At 70.7% G+C, this 16,920-nt stretch carries 16 protein-coding genes; 10 read left to right on the plus strand and 6 right to left on the minus strand.

The features are described 5' to 3' along the window. Positions 1-8: 8 nt before the first annotated feature. Both ABH928_RS32735 and ABH928_RS32740 read right to left on the minus strand, forming a co-directional pair. On the minus strand, positions 9-1,109 hold the full coding sequence (locus ABH928_RS32735; RefSeq protein WP_370072320.1) for a TIGR03617 family F420-dependent LLM class oxidoreductase: 1,101 nt from the start codon (positions 1,107-1,109) through the stop codon (positions 9-11). 98 nt (positions 1,110-1,207) lie between these two features. Then, entirely contained in the window at positions 1,208-2,254 is a 1,047-nt protein-coding gene (locus tag ABH928_RS32740) for a sphingomyelin phosphodiesterase (protein ID WP_370072321.1), read from the minus strand. 384 nt (positions 2,255-2,638) lie between these two features. Between ABH928_RS32740 and ABH928_RS32745 the strand changes: the two genes are divergently transcribed. Then, positions 2,639-4,549: an alkaline phosphatase family protein gene (locus ABH928_RS32745; protein WP_370072322.1), complete on the plus strand. Its 1,911-nt coding sequence runs from the start codon at positions 2,639-2,641 to the stop codon at positions 4,547-4,549. Between the two features lie 208 nt (positions 4,550-4,757). After that, positions 4,758-6,245, plus strand: coding sequence for a hypothetical protein (locus ABH928_RS32750; RefSeq protein WP_370072323.1), 1,488 nt, complete (start codon positions 4,758-4,760; stop codon positions 6,243-6,245). Positions 6,246-6,332: 87 nt separating this feature from the next. On the opposite strand, the gene ABH928_RS32755 is transcribed toward ABH928_RS32750, so the two are convergent. From ABH928_RS32755 to ABH928_RS32765, 3 genes are all read right to left on the minus strand, one after another. Beyond that, positions 6,333-6,899, minus strand: coding sequence for a DUF421 domain-containing protein (locus ABH928_RS32755; RefSeq protein WP_370072324.1), 567 nt, complete (start codon positions 6,897-6,899; stop codon positions 6,333-6,335). A gap of 72 nt (positions 6,900-6,971) precedes the next feature. Next, on the minus strand, positions 6,972-7,487 hold the full coding sequence (locus tag ABH928_RS32760) for a histidine kinase (RefSeq protein WP_370072325.1): 516 nt from the start codon (positions 7,485-7,487) through the stop codon (positions 6,972-6,974). Next, a complete protein-coding gene (locus tag ABH928_RS32765) occupies positions 7,484-7,792 on the minus strand; it encodes a hypothetical protein (RefSeq protein WP_370072326.1) in 309 nt (102 codons plus the stop codon). The genes ABH928_RS32760 and ABH928_RS32765 overlap by 4 nt, the downstream gene beginning before the upstream one ends. Positions 7,793-7,988: 196 nt before the next feature. Here ABH928_RS32765 and ABH928_RS32770 point away from each other — a divergent pair, with 196 nt between their 5' ends. From ABH928_RS32770 to ABH928_RS32780, 3 genes are all read left to right on the plus strand, one after another. After that, a complete protein-coding gene (locus ABH928_RS32770; protein ID WP_370072327.1) occupies positions 7,989-8,204 on the plus strand; it encodes a hypothetical protein in 216 nt (71 codons plus the stop codon). 103 nt (positions 8,205-8,307) lie between these two features. Further along, a complete protein-coding gene (locus ABH928_RS32775) occupies positions 8,308-8,670 on the plus strand; it encodes a YciI family protein (RefSeq protein ID WP_370072328.1) in 363 nt (120 codons plus the stop codon). Beyond that, on the plus strand, positions 8,670-10,040 hold the full coding sequence (locus ABH928_RS32780) for an RNA polymerase sigma factor (RefSeq protein ID WP_370072329.1): 1,371 nt from the start codon (positions 8,670-8,672) through the stop codon (positions 10,038-10,040). Before ABH928_RS32775 ends, ABH928_RS32780 begins: the two co-directional genes overlap by 1 nt. On the opposite strand, the gene ABH928_RS32785 is transcribed toward ABH928_RS32780, so the two are convergent. After that, positions 9,932-11,644, minus strand: coding sequence for an MDR family MFS transporter (locus tag ABH928_RS32785; RefSeq protein ID WP_370072330.1), 1,713 nt, complete (start codon positions 11,642-11,644; stop codon positions 9,932-9,934). The genes ABH928_RS32780 and ABH928_RS32785 overlap by 109 nt on opposite strands. Before the next feature lie 208 nt (positions 11,645-11,852). Here ABH928_RS32785 and ABH928_RS32790 point away from each other — a divergent pair, with 208 nt between their 5' ends. From ABH928_RS32790 to ABH928_RS32810, 5 genes are all read left to right on the plus strand, one after another. After that, entirely contained in the window at positions 11,853-12,254 is a 402-nt protein-coding gene (locus ABH928_RS32790; protein WP_370072331.1) for a hypothetical protein, read from the plus strand. A gap of 14 nt (positions 12,255-12,268) precedes the next feature. Continuing rightward, the gene (locus ABH928_RS32795; protein WP_370072332.1) at positions 12,269-12,901 is read left to right on the plus strand and encodes a phosphoribosyltransferase; all 633 of its coding nucleotides are present in this window, start codon (positions 12,269-12,271) and stop codon (positions 12,899-12,901) included. Between the two features lie 168 nt (positions 12,902-13,069). Next, positions 13,070-15,172 (plus strand): transglycosylase domain-containing protein, encoded by a 2,103-nt coding sequence (locus ABH928_RS32800; RefSeq protein ID WP_370072333.1) that lies wholly within the window; start codon positions 13,070-13,072, stop codon positions 15,170-15,172. 115 nt (positions 15,173-15,287) lie between these two features. Continuing rightward, positions 15,288-15,797, plus strand: a complete 510-nt coding sequence (msrA, locus tag ABH928_RS32805) for a peptide-methionine (S)-S-oxide reductase MsrA (protein WP_370072334.1) — start codon at positions 15,288-15,290, stop codon at positions 15,795-15,797. 85 nt (positions 15,798-15,882) lie between these two features. Further along, positions 15,883-16,905, plus strand: coding sequence for a magnesium transporter CorA family protein (locus ABH928_RS32810; RefSeq protein WP_370072335.1), 1,023 nt, complete (start codon positions 15,883-15,885; stop codon positions 16,903-16,905). Positions 16,906-16,920: the final 15 nt, after the last annotated feature.

Here is a 16,920-nt window from a genome sequence, read left to right on the forward strand (position 1 = left end):
ACTGAGCGTCAGTTTCCCCTGCCCTCGAGCCGGCGCAACGCCGTGAGGGTGTCGAGGGAGAGGGACGGGTCGGCCTCGTCGGGGGAGTGGACGGAGAGCCGGGTGACTGTGCCCGCGTAGCGGCGGTGGATCTCCTCGGCCGCCTCGGCCGGGGTTCCGGCGACCGCGAAGGCGTCGAAGACCTCGTCGCCGATCAGCGCGCCCATCTCCTGCCAGCGCCCGCGCACCGACAACGGGTGCAGCTGGTCCTGGAGTTCGCCCCAGCCGTGTCGCTCCAGGACCGCGCGGTAGGCGGGCGTGGAGGCGTAGAACGCGATCCGCTCGCGCACCCGGGTGCGGTTGGCGGCCAGCTCCTCCCCGGTGCGGCCGATCGCGGCGAGCACGTTGCCGACCACCTCGAACGGTCGGTCCGTCGCCGTCGCTGCCGTCGTCCAGGCGGCGCCCTCGGCCTCCGCCTGGGCGCGGGCGGCGAGGACACCGGGCAGGACGTGCTCGGTGAGGTAGGGGACGGTGGTGAACGGGTGGCTGATGAAGCCGTCCGCGACCGCGCCCGCCGTGGCCGTCATCAACGGACCGACGCCGGCCAGCAGGATCCGCGGCAGACCGGCGGCGACCGGTTCGGGGGAGAAGACCGGCGTCATCAGCGTGTGGGTGTAGAAGTCGCCGCGGAAGGCCAGCCGGGTGCCGTGCTGCCAGCTGTTCCAGATCGCCCGCACGGCGTGGACGTACTCCCGCATCCGCGCGGCGGGCTGACTCCACGTCATCCCGAAGCGGCGCTCGATGTGCGGCTTGATCTGCGAACCGAGTCCCACCACCGCCCGTCCGCCGGAGGCCTCGTGCAGGCCCCAGGCCTCGTAGGCGAGCGTCATCGGGGTGCGGGCGAAGGCGATGGCGACGCCGGTGGCCAGCTCGATGGACCGGGTCCGGTCGGCGGCGCGGGCGAGTTGGACGAAGGGGTTGTGCGCGGTCTCCGCGACCACGAGCCGGTCGACGCCCGCCGCCTCCGCGCGCTCGGCGTCGGCCAGGATGCTGCCCGGCCGCCCGGAGGCGGTCGCGTCCAGCAGCAGCGGTACGGCGGCGTCAGTGGGATGGGCGGCGCGGTCTGTCATACGGCCGGATCCTAGGGTTCCGTGTTGTCGACGGCCAAAACGGACGCCCCGTCCGGTCGCGGGCAGGCACGATCGGACGGGGCTCCGGGCTGGGAGGGCTACGGCAGGGAGAAGGTGGCGGTCACCGGGTAGTGGTCGCTCGGCGCGTTGGTGTCGAGCTGGCCGCTGGTCCAGCCGGACTGCGGGTCGAAGGCGATGCCGACGGTCGGCAGCGAGGTCGGCACCGGGCGGCTGCCGTCGTTCAGGTAGCCGATGTAGTCCAGGTCGTCCTGGTAGTTGGTCGGGAAGGACTCCACCCCGCCCATGTACTGGCACCACGACGAGACCGGGCAGTCCATGGTGTACATGGACTGGCTCGGGTCCAGGGCCGGGCTGCCCAGGACGCCGCCGACGGCGTTCTGCGCGTTGGTGTAGTCGCCGCGCGACGCACCGCCGTAGTACTCGACGTTGAGGTCACCGCCGATCAGCACCGGCGCGGACGTGCCGACGATGCCGTTGACCCAGCTCTTGATCTCGCCGAGCTGCGCCAGTCGGGTCGACTGGGTGGTGTTGGTCGAGGTGCCGGACTGGTCGGCCTGCAGGTGCGTGCCGACGACCCACTCGTTGGAGCCGTTGACGTTCAGCTCGACCAGGTCGGCGCCCTTGTTGGCGTCGTAGTCCCAGGTGCCGGAGGTCGAGTTGGAGAAGATGTGCGCGTACTGCTTCTCGACCGGGTACTTGGACAGGATCATCGTCCCGCCGTTGATGACGAACGGGGAGTTCGAGCAGTCCCCGCTGATGCCCGTCCAGCCGCCGCCGGAGCAGGTCTCGCCGACGACCGGGGTCGCGTACGGGTAGAGGTCCTTGAGGGCGGACGGGATCTCGCCGTCGGAGGTGTTGTTGAACGCCTCGTCGAGGATGACCACGTCGGCGTCGTGCGTGCGGATGATCGACTCGACGGTCGGGGTGCGGCCGGCGGCGTTCTCGTTCTCCACCGAGTCGACGACCGCGGTGCCCAGGTCGACGTTCCAGGCGAAGACGGAGAGCTGGGTGGGCGCGGCGGTGGCCGCGGTGGCCGCCTGGGTCGGGGCGACGACGGCGCCGGTGAGCGCAAGCGCGGCGACGAGGGGGTACGCGGATCGGCGCGCGAAGAGGGGGTGACGCACGAGGGCTCCTGGGGTTCGGACGGTCCGTGCCTGCGGGGCACGGCATTGCCATCGGGTGCACTTGTCCGGACAAGCTCGAAAGCGGTGTTGAGCGTAGGAGCGCGCAGAACGAAGCGCAATACTCGCGGGTAGCCTGCTGGAGAACAATCAACGTCCGTTTGTATCTGCGGTTTTGATCCGGCCGAGCGGCCTTTTGCTGAGCTCCCGGCAAAGCCGCTGGTGTGCGGTGAGTCTGTGTCAGAGCTGTGGATCGGCCGACGACGTGCGCGCTACTCGCCGGTCAGTTCTGGTGTGGGCCAATGATCCGAATGTTTCGCGTGACGACGGATGCCCGTTACCCGAAGGCAGCCGGAAACCTCGCCGAAGACCTTCAGGATCGGCAACATGTCTGAACAACTTCGCGGATTCGGTAAGCGCCACACGTTGGCTGCTGCCGCAGCGCTCTCCCTCGCGCTCGTCGCCGCCGGTGGCTACCAGGCCTCCGCCCTCCCCGCCGTCGCCGGCGCCACCGTCTCGGCCCCCACGCTCAGCGAGACCACGACCGGCCCGGTCTACAAGGGACAGGCCGTCAACTTCTCCTACTCGGTGCCCGCCTCGGACCTGAGCTCGACCAACTGGGTCGGCCTCTACACGGCCGGCGCGACGCCTGGCACCCAGGGCTCGACCACCTGGCAGTACACCCCGGCCGCCAGTGGCAGCGTCACCTTCGACACCTACGGGCTCGCTGCAGGCGCCTACCAGGTCTACCTCTTCTCGAACAACGGCTACACCGTGCTGGCCGGGCCGCTCGCGCTCAACGTCGGCGCCCCGCCCACCCCGCACCCGACGCCGGAGCCGCCCGCGCCGAACGTCGGGACCGGCCCGAACCTGATCGTCAACGGTGACGCCGAGCAGGGCGCGGGAACCGACGTCGGCGTCGACACCAACACCGTCCCCGGCTGGCGGGTCACCGGCCTGCTCAACTCCGTCGCCTACGGCGCGGAGGGCGGCGAGGGCATCACCGACTTCCCCACCGCGACCACGCCGGGGCCGAGGAACCGCGGCCACAACGTCTTCTCGGGCGGTGGCGGCGGTGTCAGTACCGGCACCCAGACCGCCGACGTCTCGGCCGCGGCCCACCGCATCGACGGCGGCGACGTCAGCTACAACCTGACCGGCTACCTGGGCGGTTCGGGCGCGGTCAGCGACGACTCGACGGTCACCAGCTACTTCCTCGACGCCCACGGCAAGGTCCTGGGCCAGGCCGCTCTCGGCCCGGTCACCGCGAGCATGCGCGGCTACGCCACCGAGCTGCTGCCCGAGCAGGCCGTCGGCAAGCTGCCGCGCGGCACCCGCGCGATCCGCACGGTGATGACCGTCACCGGCCCGCAGCCGCACGACCGTCTCGGCCACGCCCAGGGCTACGTCGACAACCTCGCCCTGCACCTCTCCGCCCCGGTCCCGGCCCCGCACCCGGCCACCCCGCCGGTCGCGCACGTTCCCGGCTACGACCACGTCTTCGTGGTCATGATGGAGAACCAGGACTACAGCGGCATCATCGGCAACACCTCCGCCGCGCCGTTCATCAACAGCCTGGTCCCCAAGGGCGCCAACCTGACGAACGCCGTCGCCGAGACCCACCCCAGCGACCCCAACTACGTGGCGCTGGCAGGCGGCAGCCTCTTCGACGTCAACAACAACACGCCGTTCACCAGCACGGTGAACGCGCCGAACATCGGCGACCTGGTCACCAAGGCCGGTGGCAGCTGGCGCGGTTACATGGAGAACGCCGCCGGCCCCTGCGACACCACGGCCCACGGCGCGTACACCATCGACGACCTGCCGTTCTACTTCTTCAAGGACGTCAAGGACAACCCGGCCAACTGCAAGTCCCACCTGCTGCCGCTGACGCAGCTGTCGACGGACCTGCAGAAGACCAGCACCACCCCGACCTTCTCCTGGCTCAGCGCTGACGACTGCGACGACATGGAGGGCTGCGGCGTCACCGCCGGCGACACCTGGCTGAAGAACACCCTCACGCCGATCTTCAACTCGCCCGCCTGGAAGACCCAGCGCTCGCTCCTCATCCTCACCTGGGACGAGGACGCGGCCGACGGCCAGCAGCAGCTCCAGCGCATCCCGACCCTGGTCCTCGGCTCGCAGGGCGTCCGCCCGGGCTCGACCAGCGACCTGCGCTACACGCACTACAGCATGCTGCGCACCGTCGAGGCCGCGCTCCACCTGCCGAGCCTGACCAGGAACGACCTCTACGCCCAGCCCATCACCGGCATCTGGGACCCCGCCCGACGCGGCTGACCCGTACGTGTCCTGTCGCCGGCCCCGATCCCGTTCACGGTTCGGGGCCGGTGCGTTCTGCGGATGTCTTGCGTTCTTCGACCGGTCGCCCGACCATGCCATGGCGTTTGGCCACGCCTGTCACCATCCGTGCTCGACCTCCCCGGAAGCACCTCGCACAGTCCCGTGCACACCCGAACACTTCCGACAACGGAACGAGGACACTCGCATGACGCGACGAACGCCGCACAAGGCCGCCCTGGTCGCAGCAGCCGCGACCGGGCTGGTCCTGTCGCTCACCGCCGCCGTGCCCGCCGCCTCGGCACGCCCGGCCGTACCCGCGGACAGGGCTGTGCCGGTCACGCCGCCTGCCGGGGCGATCGACCACGTGCTGGTGATCGACCTGGAGAACGAGAGCTACGGCCAGACCTTCGGGCCGGGCTCGCCCGCGACCTACCTCAACGGCACGCTGGTGCCGCAGGGCGAACTGCTGCCCGACTACTACGCGGTGGGCCACGTCAGCCTCGACAACTACCTCGCCCAGGTCTCCGGCCAGGCGCCCAACCAGGTCACCAGCAGCGACTGCACCACCGCCACCGGCGGGGCCTACGACGACGTGCTGCCCGGCACGCCCGACGCCGACCAGGTGCGCTACCCCGGCCAGGCGGACGGGCAGGGCTGCGTCTACCCGGCGGACGTGCAGACCATCGGCGGCCAGCTCCAGGCCGCCAGGGACCTGCCCGGGATCCCGACCGCCGTCGACTGGCGCGAGTACGCGGGTGACATGGGCAACGACCCCGCCCGCGACGGCGGCACCCCCGACCCGAGCGGCGGCACCGACTGCGCCCACCCGACGCAGGCGAACGGCGTCGGGACGGACGACACCGAGAACGCCGAAGGCCCCAACGCGACCGGCTCGCAGGTGAAGTCGAGCACCACCGACCAGTACGTGGACCGGCACAACCCGTTCGCCTTCTTCCACTCGGTCACCGACGACGCGTCCTCCTGCGGTCAGCACGTCGTCCCGCTCGGCGCCGCGACGGCGCGGACGGGCGGCGGCTACCGCTACCAGGGCCACCTGGCCCAGGACCTGGCGAGCCCGTTCACCACGCCGCGGTTCGCCATGGTCAGCCCGAACGTCTGCGACGACGGCCACGACGCGACCTGTGCGGGCGTCAACACGGCGGGCACCACGACCGGCGGCCTGGTGGGCGCGGACGCGTTCCTCAAGGCGTGGATGCCGCTGATCCTCGACTCGCCTGCGTACAAGGACGGCTCGATGCTGGTGATGATCACGTTCGACGAGGGCTCGGTGGCCGACGTCGCCGCGGGCGACCACGAGCAGCCGGGCCCCGGCAGCGCCAACCCCGGCTACTCGCCGCTGCTGAACACGCCGATCGCGTCGCTCGGCGGCAAGACCTACTACCAGCTGCTCGGATTCACCGGCCTGACGCCTGGTCAGGAGCCGTCCGCCGGAACGATGCCCGGTGGCGGACAGGTCGGCGCGGTGCTGCTGAACCCGTTCTGGATCAAGGCCGGCAGCACGGACACCACCGGCAGCTACAACCACTACTCGGCGCTGCGCACCTTCGAGGACCTGCTCGGCCTGCGCACCGGCGGCGCGGACGGTCGGGGCCACCTCGGCTTCGCGGCCACGGCCTCGGACTTCGGCCCGGACGTCTTCAACGGCGTGAGTGAGGCCGCAGCGCGACGCTGACGCTGACGGTCAGGCCGCGTGCCGTCTGCTGCGTGCCGCGTGCCCTGCGCCCATGCGGCGAGTGGCACGCGGTGCGGTGGCCTCCGCTCACTCCTCGCGGGCGGCGGGCAGGCGGGCTTCGATCCGGCGGAGCAGGGCGTCGAGCTCGGCGATGTCGTCCTTGTCGGCGACCTGGTCCCCCGGGCGGAGGCGGACCAGCACCGAGCCGCCCGGTTCCAGCACCACCAGCGCGGCCTCGTCGATGCCGTCGCCGCCCTGGGTGTGCACGGCGTGCTTGATGTCGCCCCGGGTGAGCCCCTGGCGCCGCATCGCATGCAGGTTGTAGCTGCCGTTACGGGCCAGCACGGTCGGTTCGCCCTCCAGCAGCCGGGCGAACCACGGCCAGCGCGCGCCCTGCCGGACCAGCAGCGCGTCGGTCACCAGCAGCACGGCCGCGCCGAAGACACCGCCGCTGACCGAGTTGTCGTTGCCGATGACCGCGTTCTGGACCACGTTCGACAGCAGCAGCATCACCACGAGGTCGAACGTGTTCAGCTGGGCGAGGCCGCGCTTGCCGAGCAGGCGCAGCATGACCAGCAGGGCCAGGTAGACGATGATCGTGCGCAGCGCCTTCTCGCCGTAGGAGACGCCCGCGACGAACATGTCGTTCCACATCCCGGCTACTGTAGGGAGTCAGCCGGTTGCGGGGAGTGCGCCACGCGGAGCCGGGGGCCCGGCCCGGGGCTCTCAGCTGCGCGACTGCGCGGCCGCCCGCAGCTTCTCCAGGTCGGCGGCCGCGTCGGAGGCCAGGACGCGGTGCAGTGCGGCCTGGTGGCGGGCCGCGATGGCGTCGACGGCGCGGGGGTCGGACTCGACCATCTCCGCCGTGACCAGGCAGTGTCCGGGGTCGACCCACGCGGTCAGGCCGATCAGCGCGTCGGTCTCGTCCTCGGCCTCGCGGCCGTCGGCGACGGCGCCCACACCGCTGCCCAGCGTCAGGCCGATCGCGACGCCCATCGGGCCGCCCAGCAGGCCGACCAGCGCGCCGACCGCGCCGAGGCCGAACATCGCGCCGCCCGCCTGCGGGTCGTAGTCCTTGGGCACGCTGATCCGGCCGTCCGCGTCGCGCTCCAGCAGCACCGCACGGGTGACGGTGGGCAGTTGGGTGATCTCGTCGAAGACGGCAGCGGCGGCCTCGGTGTCGGCGACGTCGAGGAAGAGCATCTTGTCGTCGTGGGCCATGTCGTCGGACATCTCGTTCACGACCGGTCACCCCCTTCCGTCGCGTCGCCGCTGTCGCCGCTGTCGCCGCTGTCGCCGCTGTCGTCCGGGCCCTCCGGCCTTCGGGGCTGGTCCTGGGCGTCCCAGGCCTTGTTGTGCTCGTCGACCGACTCCAGCGCATGGCTGGCCGCCTCCGCGGTCGGGAACGGGCCGAGCAGGAACCGCTCCGGGCACTGGCGGCCCTGTTCGACGCGGTTGTGACGGAGGCACCAGTACCAGGGCTCGGGGGTGCCGAGCTGTTCCTCGTCCAGTTGCCTGTTGAGATTCTCGCCTGCGTCCCACGCCACGGGGCCCACCTCCGGGGGCTCGACAGACTCGTCCGCACCATCCTTTCGCGGGACGGGGGCCGGGCGCGCTCCGCGTGCGCCGAACGGGGCATACCGGGACACGGACCCCCGCGGGATGGACCGGTGCAGCGGACCGGGCCGATGATCTGAAATGCTGCCTCGACCTGGTTCCTTACGACATCGAATGGAGAGCTTCATGGAGCCGGACCGGCCCGAGACGCCCGAAGCCGACAACGCCGCGCAGCAGCAGCCTTCCGCCCCTGCTGCGCCGTTGTCGATGCTGGACGCGGTCGGACGCCTCAGCCCCGACCAGGCAGGCCTGATCGGCGTGCTGCTCGGTCTGCACCGCCTCAGCGACGACCCGCCGGAGAAGCCGGTGAAGCCGGTGAAGGGGGACGCGCCGGAGCTGTAGCGCCGCGTTCTTCGGCTCATCCTTGAAAAAAGAGTCGCTGCCGCTGTCGATCCCCGGGGTTCCCGTTCGTACAGAGGGTGAAGAGACTCCGGAGGAGGAGACCATGAAGCAGTATCTGCTCAGTGTGGTGACACCGACCGAGGGCACTCGGCCGGAGCCCGAGGTGCTGGCCGGGATCATGCGGGAACTGGAGGTGTTCCACGCGGAACTGCGCGCCGCGGGCGCGTGGGTCTTCGCGGGAGGCCTCCACGACCCGAGCACCGCGACCCTGCTGCGGCCCGAGCCGGCCAACGGTGACGTGCTGGTCACCGACGGCCCCTACGCCGAGGGCAAGGAGTACCTCGGCGGTATCTGCATCGTGAAGGCGCCGGACCTGGACGCGGCGTTGGAGTGGGGCCGTAAGGCCGCCCGCGCGACGACGCTGCCGATCGAGGTGCGGCCGTTCACGGGCGAGGTCGACGGCTGATGGCCGACCCGGGTGAGGTGTCGGGGGTCGACGAGACCCCCGACGTCGCCGGGATCGAGCGGGTCTTCCGCAGCCACTACGGCAAGGCTGTCGCCGTCCTGGTCCGCGCCTTCGGCGACATCGACCTCGCCGAGGAGGCGGTCCAGGAGGCGTTCGCCGCGGCCGTTCAGCGCTGGCCCGTATCCGGGCCGCCGCCCAGCCCGGAGGGCTGGATCGTGACCACCGCCCGCAACCGCGCCGTCGACCGCCTACGCCGTGAGGCGGGACGCGACGCCCGGCACGCCGAGGCGCTGGCCCTCCACGGCGACGCCGACCCGGCACCGCAGGACCGGGAGGAGGAGAGTGCCGTGCCGGACGACCGACTGCGCCTGATCTTCACCTGCTGCCACCCGGCCCTCGCCGTCCCGTCCCAAGTCGCTTTGACGCTGCGCCTGTTGGGCGGACTCAGCACGGCCGAGACCGCGCGGGCGTTCCTGGTGCCGGAGCCGACCATGGCCCAGCGACTGGTCCGGGCCAAGGGCAAGATCCGCGACGCCCGCATCCCCTACCGCGTGCCGCGCGAGGCGGACCTGCCGGACCGGCTCCGCTCGGTGCTCGCGGTGCTCTACCTCGTCTTCAACGAGGGCTATGCCGCCACCGGCGGGGACGTGTTGGTGCGTCAGGACCTCTGCGCGGAGGCGATCCGGCTGGCCCGGCTGCTGGTCGCGCTGATGCCCGACGAGCCGGAGGCGCAGGGCCTGTTGGCGCTGATGCTGCTCACCGAGGCCCGTCGTCCGGCCCGGACCGCGCCGGACGGCTCGCTGGTGCTGCTGCCCGACCAGGACCGCTCCCGCTGGGACGCCGCCCTGGTGGCCGAGGGCCAGGAGCTCGTCCGTCGCTGCCTGCGCCGGAACACGCCCGGGCCCTATCAGGTCCAGGCGGCCATCGCCGCCGTCCACAGCGACGCGGCGGGCGCGCAGGACACCGACTGGGCGCAGATTGTCACCCTCTACGACCGCCTGCTGGACCTCGCGCCGAGCCCGGTGACCGCGCTCAACCGGGCCGTCGCGGTGGGGGAGCGGGACGGAGCGGCGGTCGCGCTGCCGCTGGTGGACGCCGTCGCAGGGGAGTTGGACCGCCTCTACGTGCTCCATGCGGTCCGCGCGGACCTGCTGCGTCGCCTCGGTCGGCGGGAGGAGGCGCTCGCCGCCTACGAGTCCGCGCTGGCCCGCGCGGACAACGCGGCGACCTCCGCCTTCCTGCGGTCACGCCGCGACGCGCTTCAGGACCTCTCCGGGGGCTCGACGGGTTCGACGGGGTCCGTGGGCTCGACGGGGTCTGCGGGCGCGACCGGGTCCACCGGGTCCACCGAGTCCGCCGCCGAGACGTAGGCCTTTTCGCGCAGCGGGAGTTCCCTGAGGAACCAGCTCAGCACGAAGGCCAGCAGCCCGATCGGCACGGCGACCAGGAAGACCACGTGCAGCGAGGCGTCGAAGGCCTGGATGAACCCGTGCCGGATCGGCGCCGGCAGGGCGTTCAGCTGGGCGGGGCTGGCCGTCACCGTGCTGCCGTGGAGCTGCTGGACCGCCTGCGGCGGAAGGTACTTGGGCAGGTTGGCGGTCAACTGCCGGTTGAACACCTCACCCAGCGCGGCGACGCCGAACGAGCCGCCGATGGTGCGGAAGAAGGTCGTCGACGAGGTCGCCGTGCCCAACTGCTCGCGCGGGACCGCGTTCTGGACCGCGACGACCAGCACCTGCATCACCAGGCCGATGCCGAAGCCGACCACGAACATGTAGGCCGAGGACACTGCCAGGCTCGTCGTCGGCGTCATCAGCGAGAGCAGCCAGACGCCGAAGGACATGATCGCGGTGCCGATGATCGGGAAGACCTTGTAGCGCCCCCGGGAGGTGACCAGCCGACCGCTGGTGATGAAGGTGATCAGCATCCCCAGGATCAGCGGCAGCAGTTGGAGGCCGGAACTGGTGGGGCTGGCCGAGTGGACGGTCTGCAGGTAGAGCGGGATGTAGATGATGACGCCGAACATCGTCGCGCCGATCAGGAACCCGATCGCGTTGGCGATCGCGAAGACCGGCGTCCGGAAGAGGGCCAGCGGCAGGACGGGCTGCGCCGCGTGCCGCTCCACCAGCACGAAGAGCGCGAGCGACACGATCGTCGCCACGCCCAGACCCAGGATCGGCCCGGAGGTCCAGCCGTAGGTGGTGCCGCCCCAGGTGGTGAGCAGGATGACGGCTGTCGCCGCCGCGCCCAGCAGGGCCGCGCCCGCGTAGTCGATCCGCTGCCGGGTGCGGGTACGCGGCAGGTGCAGCACGGCGGCGATGACGAAGACAGCGACGGCGCCGAGCGGAATGTTGATGTAGAAGACCCAGCGCCAGCTCAGGTGCTCGGTGAAGAATCCGCCCGCCAGCGGGCCGATCACCGAGGAGGCGCCGAAGACCGCGCCGAAGTAGCCCATGTACCGGCCGCGTTCACGCGGGCTGACCACCTCGCCGATGATCGCCTGCGCACCCACGATCAGACCGCCCGCGCCCGCACCCTGGATCGCGCGGAAGGCGATCAGCTCGATCATGTTCTGGGAGATCCCGGACAGTGCCGAGCCGATCAGGAAGATCACGATCGCGGCCTGGAAAAGCTGCTTGCGCCCGAAGAGGTCGCCCAGCTTGCCCCAGAGCGGCGTGGAGATGGTCGACGTCAGCAGATACGCCGTCACCACCCAGGCCAGGTGGTTCAGTCCGTGCAGGTCGCCCGCGATGGTGGGCAGCGCGGTGGCGACGATGGTCTGGTCGAGGGCGGCCAGGAACATGCCCATCATCAGGGCCGAGATGATGATCAGGATCCTGCGGTGCTCGGCGCGCGGATCGGGCTCGCGGCGCCGCCCGTCGCGCCCGCCGCTTCCGCCCGAGCCGGTGCCGGTGCTTGCGACGGCGGATGTGCCTGAACCACCGCCCGGCCGGTCAGCTGTGTTCCCGGTCATGCCGCACCTCCTGGTGGCGGGGCCCGAGCGCTGTTGCCTCACCTCCAGGCTAGTTAGTTGCGTGTAACAGGTAAACCGCAGGGAATCGTGACGGGTACGGCGGAATGCCGCGGAATGCGGTGGAAGTGGAGGGATGAGTTTCGGTAAGCCGGTGGCGGGTAGCGCGGACAGTAGTGCCCGTGTGGGTTCCGGACAACGGAGCGTTCCCATGACTGCCACGACTGCCAAGCACCCTGAGCAGAGCGCCGAGGAGGAGGTCTGCGTCCAGTTCGCCGGATGCCGACCCGAGGATGCCGACGCGGTGATGACCGCGCTCGAAACGGCCTTCCCGCCCGAGGCCCACGCCGGCCACGCCCAGCACGGGGGCGCCGCCGCACCCGAGGAGAGCCGTCTCGGCCCGAACGTCTGGTCCCTGCTGCTGGACACCGGTGGACGCCACGGCGTCCACCTCGCCCCGCTCCACCTCGACGGTGAGGTCTCCGCAGACCTGATCGGCGCGGCCGAACCGGTGCACCGCGTCCGAGAGGCGCTGGAGGAGGCCGTCCACGTCCAGGACCGCGGCACGGTCCCCGGTGAGCACGAGCTGGAGCTGAGACTGCTGCTGACCTGAACGCCTCCTCGGTCATGCGCTTCCGCGACCGGATCGACGCGGGCAGACAGCTCGCCGAACGCCTGCTGGACCGCGGCGTGTCGGACCTGCCCGATCCGCTGCTGCTCGGCCTCGCCCGCGGCGGTGTGCCGGTCGCCGCGCGGGTCGGCGTCGCCCTGGACTGGCCGTGGGACGTGCTGGTCGTCCGCAAGATCGGCGCTCCGGGCTGGCCCGAGGTCGGCATCGGCGCGCTGGCGGGCGACGACCCGCCCCTCTTCGACCACGCCTCGCTGACCACTCTCGGCCTCACCCCGGACGAGCTCGCCCCCGACGTGGCCCGCGAGCGCGCGGAACTCCAGCGCAGGGCGCTTCGCTATCGGGGTGACCGGCCGACGCCCGTCATCCGCGACCGGGCAGTGGTCGTCGTGGACGACGGGCTTGCGACGGGGATCACCGCTCGCGCGGCGTGCACCTATCTGCGCGGAGCGAAGCCGGCACGGTTGCTGGTCGCCGTCCCGGTCGCGGCGCGGGAGGCGGTGGGCGCGGTGGGGCGCGTCTGCGACGAGGTGATCTGCGTCGAAGTCCCGCGCTTCTTCGGCGCGGTGGGGGAGTGGTACCAGGATTTCCACCAACTGACGGACGAGGACGTCCTGAGAGCGCTGCGTTAGTCGCACGACCTGGTGGTGCAACCGCGCGCGGCAGCACAGAGGAATTTCCTAAGTCATCCCTCTGCCTCCGCCCGCTCAGCGAACGCTCAGCAGGCTGTCGCAGAGTTGTGACGCTCGTGACCCCCAACTCGGCCCGAAGGCCCTGACCTCGCGCCTTAGGGTTGGCCCGTGGCAGCGAAGCGATCCCCCCTCTCCGGTAAGTCCCCGCGCGAGTCCCGCGGCCCGGGACACAAAGCTCTGCTCGGCGTTCAGCTCGTCGGCGCCTCCGCGCTCGCCGGCGCGGTCGTCGCGGGGATCGCGTTGCCCGCCGTCGGCGGGGTGGGGCTGTCGGCCAAGGCCGCTGCCAATGACTTCAACAACCTGCCCGGCAGCCTCGTCGTCCCGACGCTCTCGCAGGCGTCGACGATCTACGACGCCGACGGCGGCGTCATCGCCACCGTCTACTCGCGCGACCGGACGGTCGTCCCGCTCGGCCAGATCGCCCCGGAGATGCAGAACGCGCTGGTCGACATCGAGGACCACCGCTTCTACCAGCACGGTGCGATCGACCTCCAGGGCACGCTGCGCGCGCTGCTCAAGGACAGCAGCAGCGGCGGCGTCTCCCAGGGCGGGTCGACGCTGACCCAGCAGTACGTGAAGAACGTCTTCATCGAGGAGGCCGGCGACAGCGCGGCCGGAGTCGCCGCGGCGACGCGGCAGACCGCCGGGCGCAAGATCCAGGAGCTGAAGTACGCCATCGAGCTGGAGCAGAAGCTCAGCAAGGCGCAGATCCTGAACAACTATCTGAACATCACCTACTTCGGTGGCGGCGCTTACGGCGTCGAGGCCGCGTCGGAGCTGTACTTCAGCAAGCACGCGAGCCAGCTGACGCTGCCCGAGGCGGCCCTCCTCGCCGGTCTGGTGCAGTCGCCCTCCGCCTACGACCCGGTGCAGAACCCGGCGGCCGCGGTGACCCGCCGCAACGAGGTGCTGGACGCGATGGCCACCTACGGGAGCATCTCCACGGCCCAGGCGGTCCAGGCCAAGGCCCAGCCGCTGGGCCTGAAGGTGACCCCGCCGCGGACCGGCTGCATCGCCGCCAAGGCGGGCGACGAGTTCTTCTGCAACTACGTCGAGCACGTGCTGCTGGACGACCCCGCGTTCGGTGCGACGTCGGACGCCCGGCAGGCGCTGTTCGACCAGGGCGGACTGCAGATCCACACCACGCTCAACCCGCAGGACCAGGCCGCCGAAGCGCAGGCCATGCAGAGCCACATCTACTCCAGCGACAAGGCCGTCTCGGTCTCCAGCATGGTGCAGCCCGGCAGCGGGCAGATCCTGGCGATGGCGCAGAGCCGTCCCTTCGGCACCGGCACCAACCAGACCGAGATCAACTACAACGTCGACGCCCTGCACGGCGGCGGCGAGGGCTTCCAGACCGGATCGGTCTTCAAGGCCGTCACCGCGGCCACCGCGCTGTCGCAGGGCGTCCCGCTCAGCTACCCGATCAACTCGCCCGCCTCCGCGGACTATCCGGCAATGACGGACTGCAACGGAGTCGTCCACCCGGCCGTCCCCGGCGACCAGAACGACACCACCGTCCCGTACGGGAACATCGACATGGTCAAGGCCATGGCCGACTCCGTGAACACCTACTTCGTGCCGCTGGAGGCCCAGGCGGGTCTCTGCAACGTCGTGCACATGGCGCAGAGCCTCGGCCTCGGCAGCCAGGGCATGATGAACGCCTCCGGGACCGGCCTGGAGCCGCTCGCCCAGGCACAGTCGCTGACCCTCGGTGTCAACGACCTCACCCCGCTGCAGATCGCCAACGCGTACGCGGCCTTCGCCGCCAACGGGACGTACTGCAGCCCGACGGCGATCACGCAGGTGGTCGACTCCTCCGGCAAGAGCCTGACGGTGCCGTCGGGCAACTGCCACCAGGTGCTCACGCCCGCAGTGGCGCAGCAGGTCAACACGCTGCTCCACTCGGTCGTCTCCGACCAGGGCACCGGCGCGTCGGTCGCCATCCCGTACTCGGACGCGGGCAAGACCGGTACCACCAACAGCGAGGCCCAGGCCTGGTTCTCCGGGTACACCACGCAGATCTCGGACGCGACCGTGGTCACCAACCCGAACTACCCGCTGAACTCCCTCAACGGCGTGGACATCGGCGGCCACAGCTACGACCCGGCCTACGGCTTCGAGACCGCAGGCCCGATCTGGCACGACGCGATGATCTCGGCGATGACGGGCCTGCCGAACACCCCGCTGGGCTTCGCGCCCGGCAAGTAGCCCGAGGCGTCGTCGAGGCGTCGTCGCGAACTGCACCTGCCGGAAGCCCCGCGCGGCGGAATGATGACCATGTCCGCCGCGTTGGGCTGGGTGGAACGGATCGAAGGAGGAACTCGTGGTGGCGCAGACGGAGAAGGCAGTCCTGGCGGGCGGCTGTTTCTGGGGCATGCAGCAGCTGATCCGGCGGCAGCCGGGCGTGCTGACGACCAGGGTCGGCTACAGCGGAGGTGACGTGCCCAACGCCACCTACCGCAACCACGGCACCCACGCGGAGTCGATCGAGATCGTCTTCGACCCGACGGAGACCGACTACCGGGCGATCCTGGAGTTCTTCTTCCAGGTCCACGACCCGACGACCAAGAACCGCCAGGGCAACGACATCGGCGCCAGCTACCGCTCGGCGATCTTCTATCTGGACGACGAGCAGAAGCGGATCGCCGAGGACACCATCGCCGACGTGGACGCCTCCGGGCTCTGGCCGGGCAAGGTCGTCACCGAGGTGGCCCCGATCGGGCCGTTCTGGGAGGCCGAGCCGGAGCACCAGGACTACCTGGAGCGCTACCCCAACGGCTACACCTGCCACTTCCCGCGCCCGGGCTGGAAGCTGCCGCGCCGCGAGAGCTGAGCAGCCGCTGAGTTGCTTCTGACGACGACCCGGAGGCAGTAGGGCTGCCTCCGGGTCGCGTGTGTTCTGCCGCTATGGTGTCCCGATGCCCGACACCATCGCGCCTGCCAGCGCCACCGCCAACGTGACCTCCTCCGTGCGTACACGTCTCTACCGCGACGGGAAGCTCGCCCTCGAGAACTTCCCCGTCGCCGAGATATCGGACCACGTCGCCGAGGACGGTTCGGTGGTCTGGCTGGACCTGTGCGCGCCGTCCCCGGACGACTTCGCGATGCTCACGGAGGAGTTCGGCCTCCACGAGCTGGCCGTCGAGGACGCCCGGCACGAGCACCAGCGGCCCAAGCTGGACCGCTACCGGGACCACTGCTTCCTCTCCATGTACGCGGTCTGTGCCGCCCGGGACCACGAGGACCTGGTCATCCGCGAGCTGTCGGTCTTCGTGACCGCGAACGCGTTGATCACCGTCCGGCTCGACGACCGCTTCGACATGGACGACGTCGTCTCCCGCTGGGACGACGAGCCCGAGCTGGGCCAGCACGGTGTCGGCTTCCTGCTGCACGGGCTGCTCGACCACGTCGTGGACGGGCACTTCCGTGCTGTGCAGGACATGGACGACCGGATCGAGGAACTCGAGGAGATCCTCTTCGACGCCAACGCCAAGGAGACGCGCGACATCCAGCGCGCGTCCTTCGCGCTGCGCAAGAGCCTGGTGCGGCTGCGGCGGATGGCGCTGCCCATGCGCGAGATGGTGAACACCCTGATGCGCCGCGACCTGCACGTGGTGGCCGACCCGATGATGCCCTACTACCAGGACGTCTACGACCACGTGCTGCGCGTGACCGAGTGGACCGAGTCGCTGCGCGACATGGTCGGCTCGATCATGGAGACCAACCTGACGGTCCAGGGCAACCGAATGAACATGATCATGAAGAAGGTGACCAGCTGGGCGTCGATCGTCGCCGTCCCGACCGCGGTCACCGGCTTCTACGGCCAGAACGTCCCCTACCCGGGATTCGGCACCCAGTGGGGTTTCTGGGTCTCGACGGGCGTGACCATCGGCATCTCGGTCGCGCTCTACTTCGGCTTCAAGCGCCGCGACTGGATCTGATCCAGGGGATCCGAA

It is taken from the genome of Streptacidiphilus sp. MAP5-3 (assembly GCF_041262505.1).
GTDB lineage: Bacteria > Actinomycetota > Actinomycetes > Streptomycetales > Streptomycetaceae > Streptacidiphilus.

Excerpts from the sequence above, each read along its gene's own strand:
- ABH928_RS32735 (WP_370072320.1), bottom strand. The coding sequence starts at position 1,109 with ATGACAGACCGCGCCGCCCATCCCACTGACGCCGCCGTACCGCTGCTG.
- ABH928_RS32745 (WP_370072322.1), top strand. The coding sequence starts at position 2,639 with ATGTCTGAACAACTTCGCGGATTCGGTAAGCGCCACACGTTGGCTGCT.
- ABH928_RS32750 (WP_370072323.1), top strand. The coding sequence starts at position 4,758 with ATGACGCGACGAACGCCGCACAAGGCCGCCCTGGTCGCAGCAGCCGCG.
- ABH928_RS32755 (WP_370072324.1), bottom strand. The coding sequence starts at position 6,899 with ATGTGGAACGACATGTTCGTCGCGGGCGTCTCCTACGGCGAGAAGGCG.
- ABH928_RS32770 (WP_370072327.1), top strand. The coding sequence starts at position 7,989 with ATGGAGCCGGACCGGCCCGAGACGCCCGAAGCCGACAACGCCGCGCAG.
- ABH928_RS32775 (WP_370072328.1), top strand. The coding sequence starts at position 8,308 with ATGAAGCAGTATCTGCTCAGTGTGGTGACACCGACCGAGGGCACTCGG.
- ABH928_RS32780 (WP_370072329.1), top strand. The coding sequence starts at position 8,670 with ATGGCCGACCCGGGTGAGGTGTCGGGGGTCGACGAGACCCCCGACGTC.
- ABH928_RS32785 (WP_370072330.1), bottom strand. The coding sequence starts at position 11,644 with ATGACCGGGAACACAGCTGACCGGCCGGGCGGTGGTTCAGGCACATCC.
- ABH928_RS32790 (WP_370072331.1), top strand. The coding sequence starts at position 11,853 with ATGACTGCCACGACTGCCAAGCACCCTGAGCAGAGCGCCGAGGAGGAG.
- ABH928_RS32795 (WP_370072332.1), top strand. The coding sequence starts at position 12,269 with ATGCGCTTCCGCGACCGGATCGACGCGGGCAGACAGCTCGCCGAACGC.
- ABH928_RS32810 (WP_370072335.1), top strand. The coding sequence starts at position 15,883 with ATGCCCGACACCATCGCGCCTGCCAGCGCCACCGCCAACGTGACCTCC.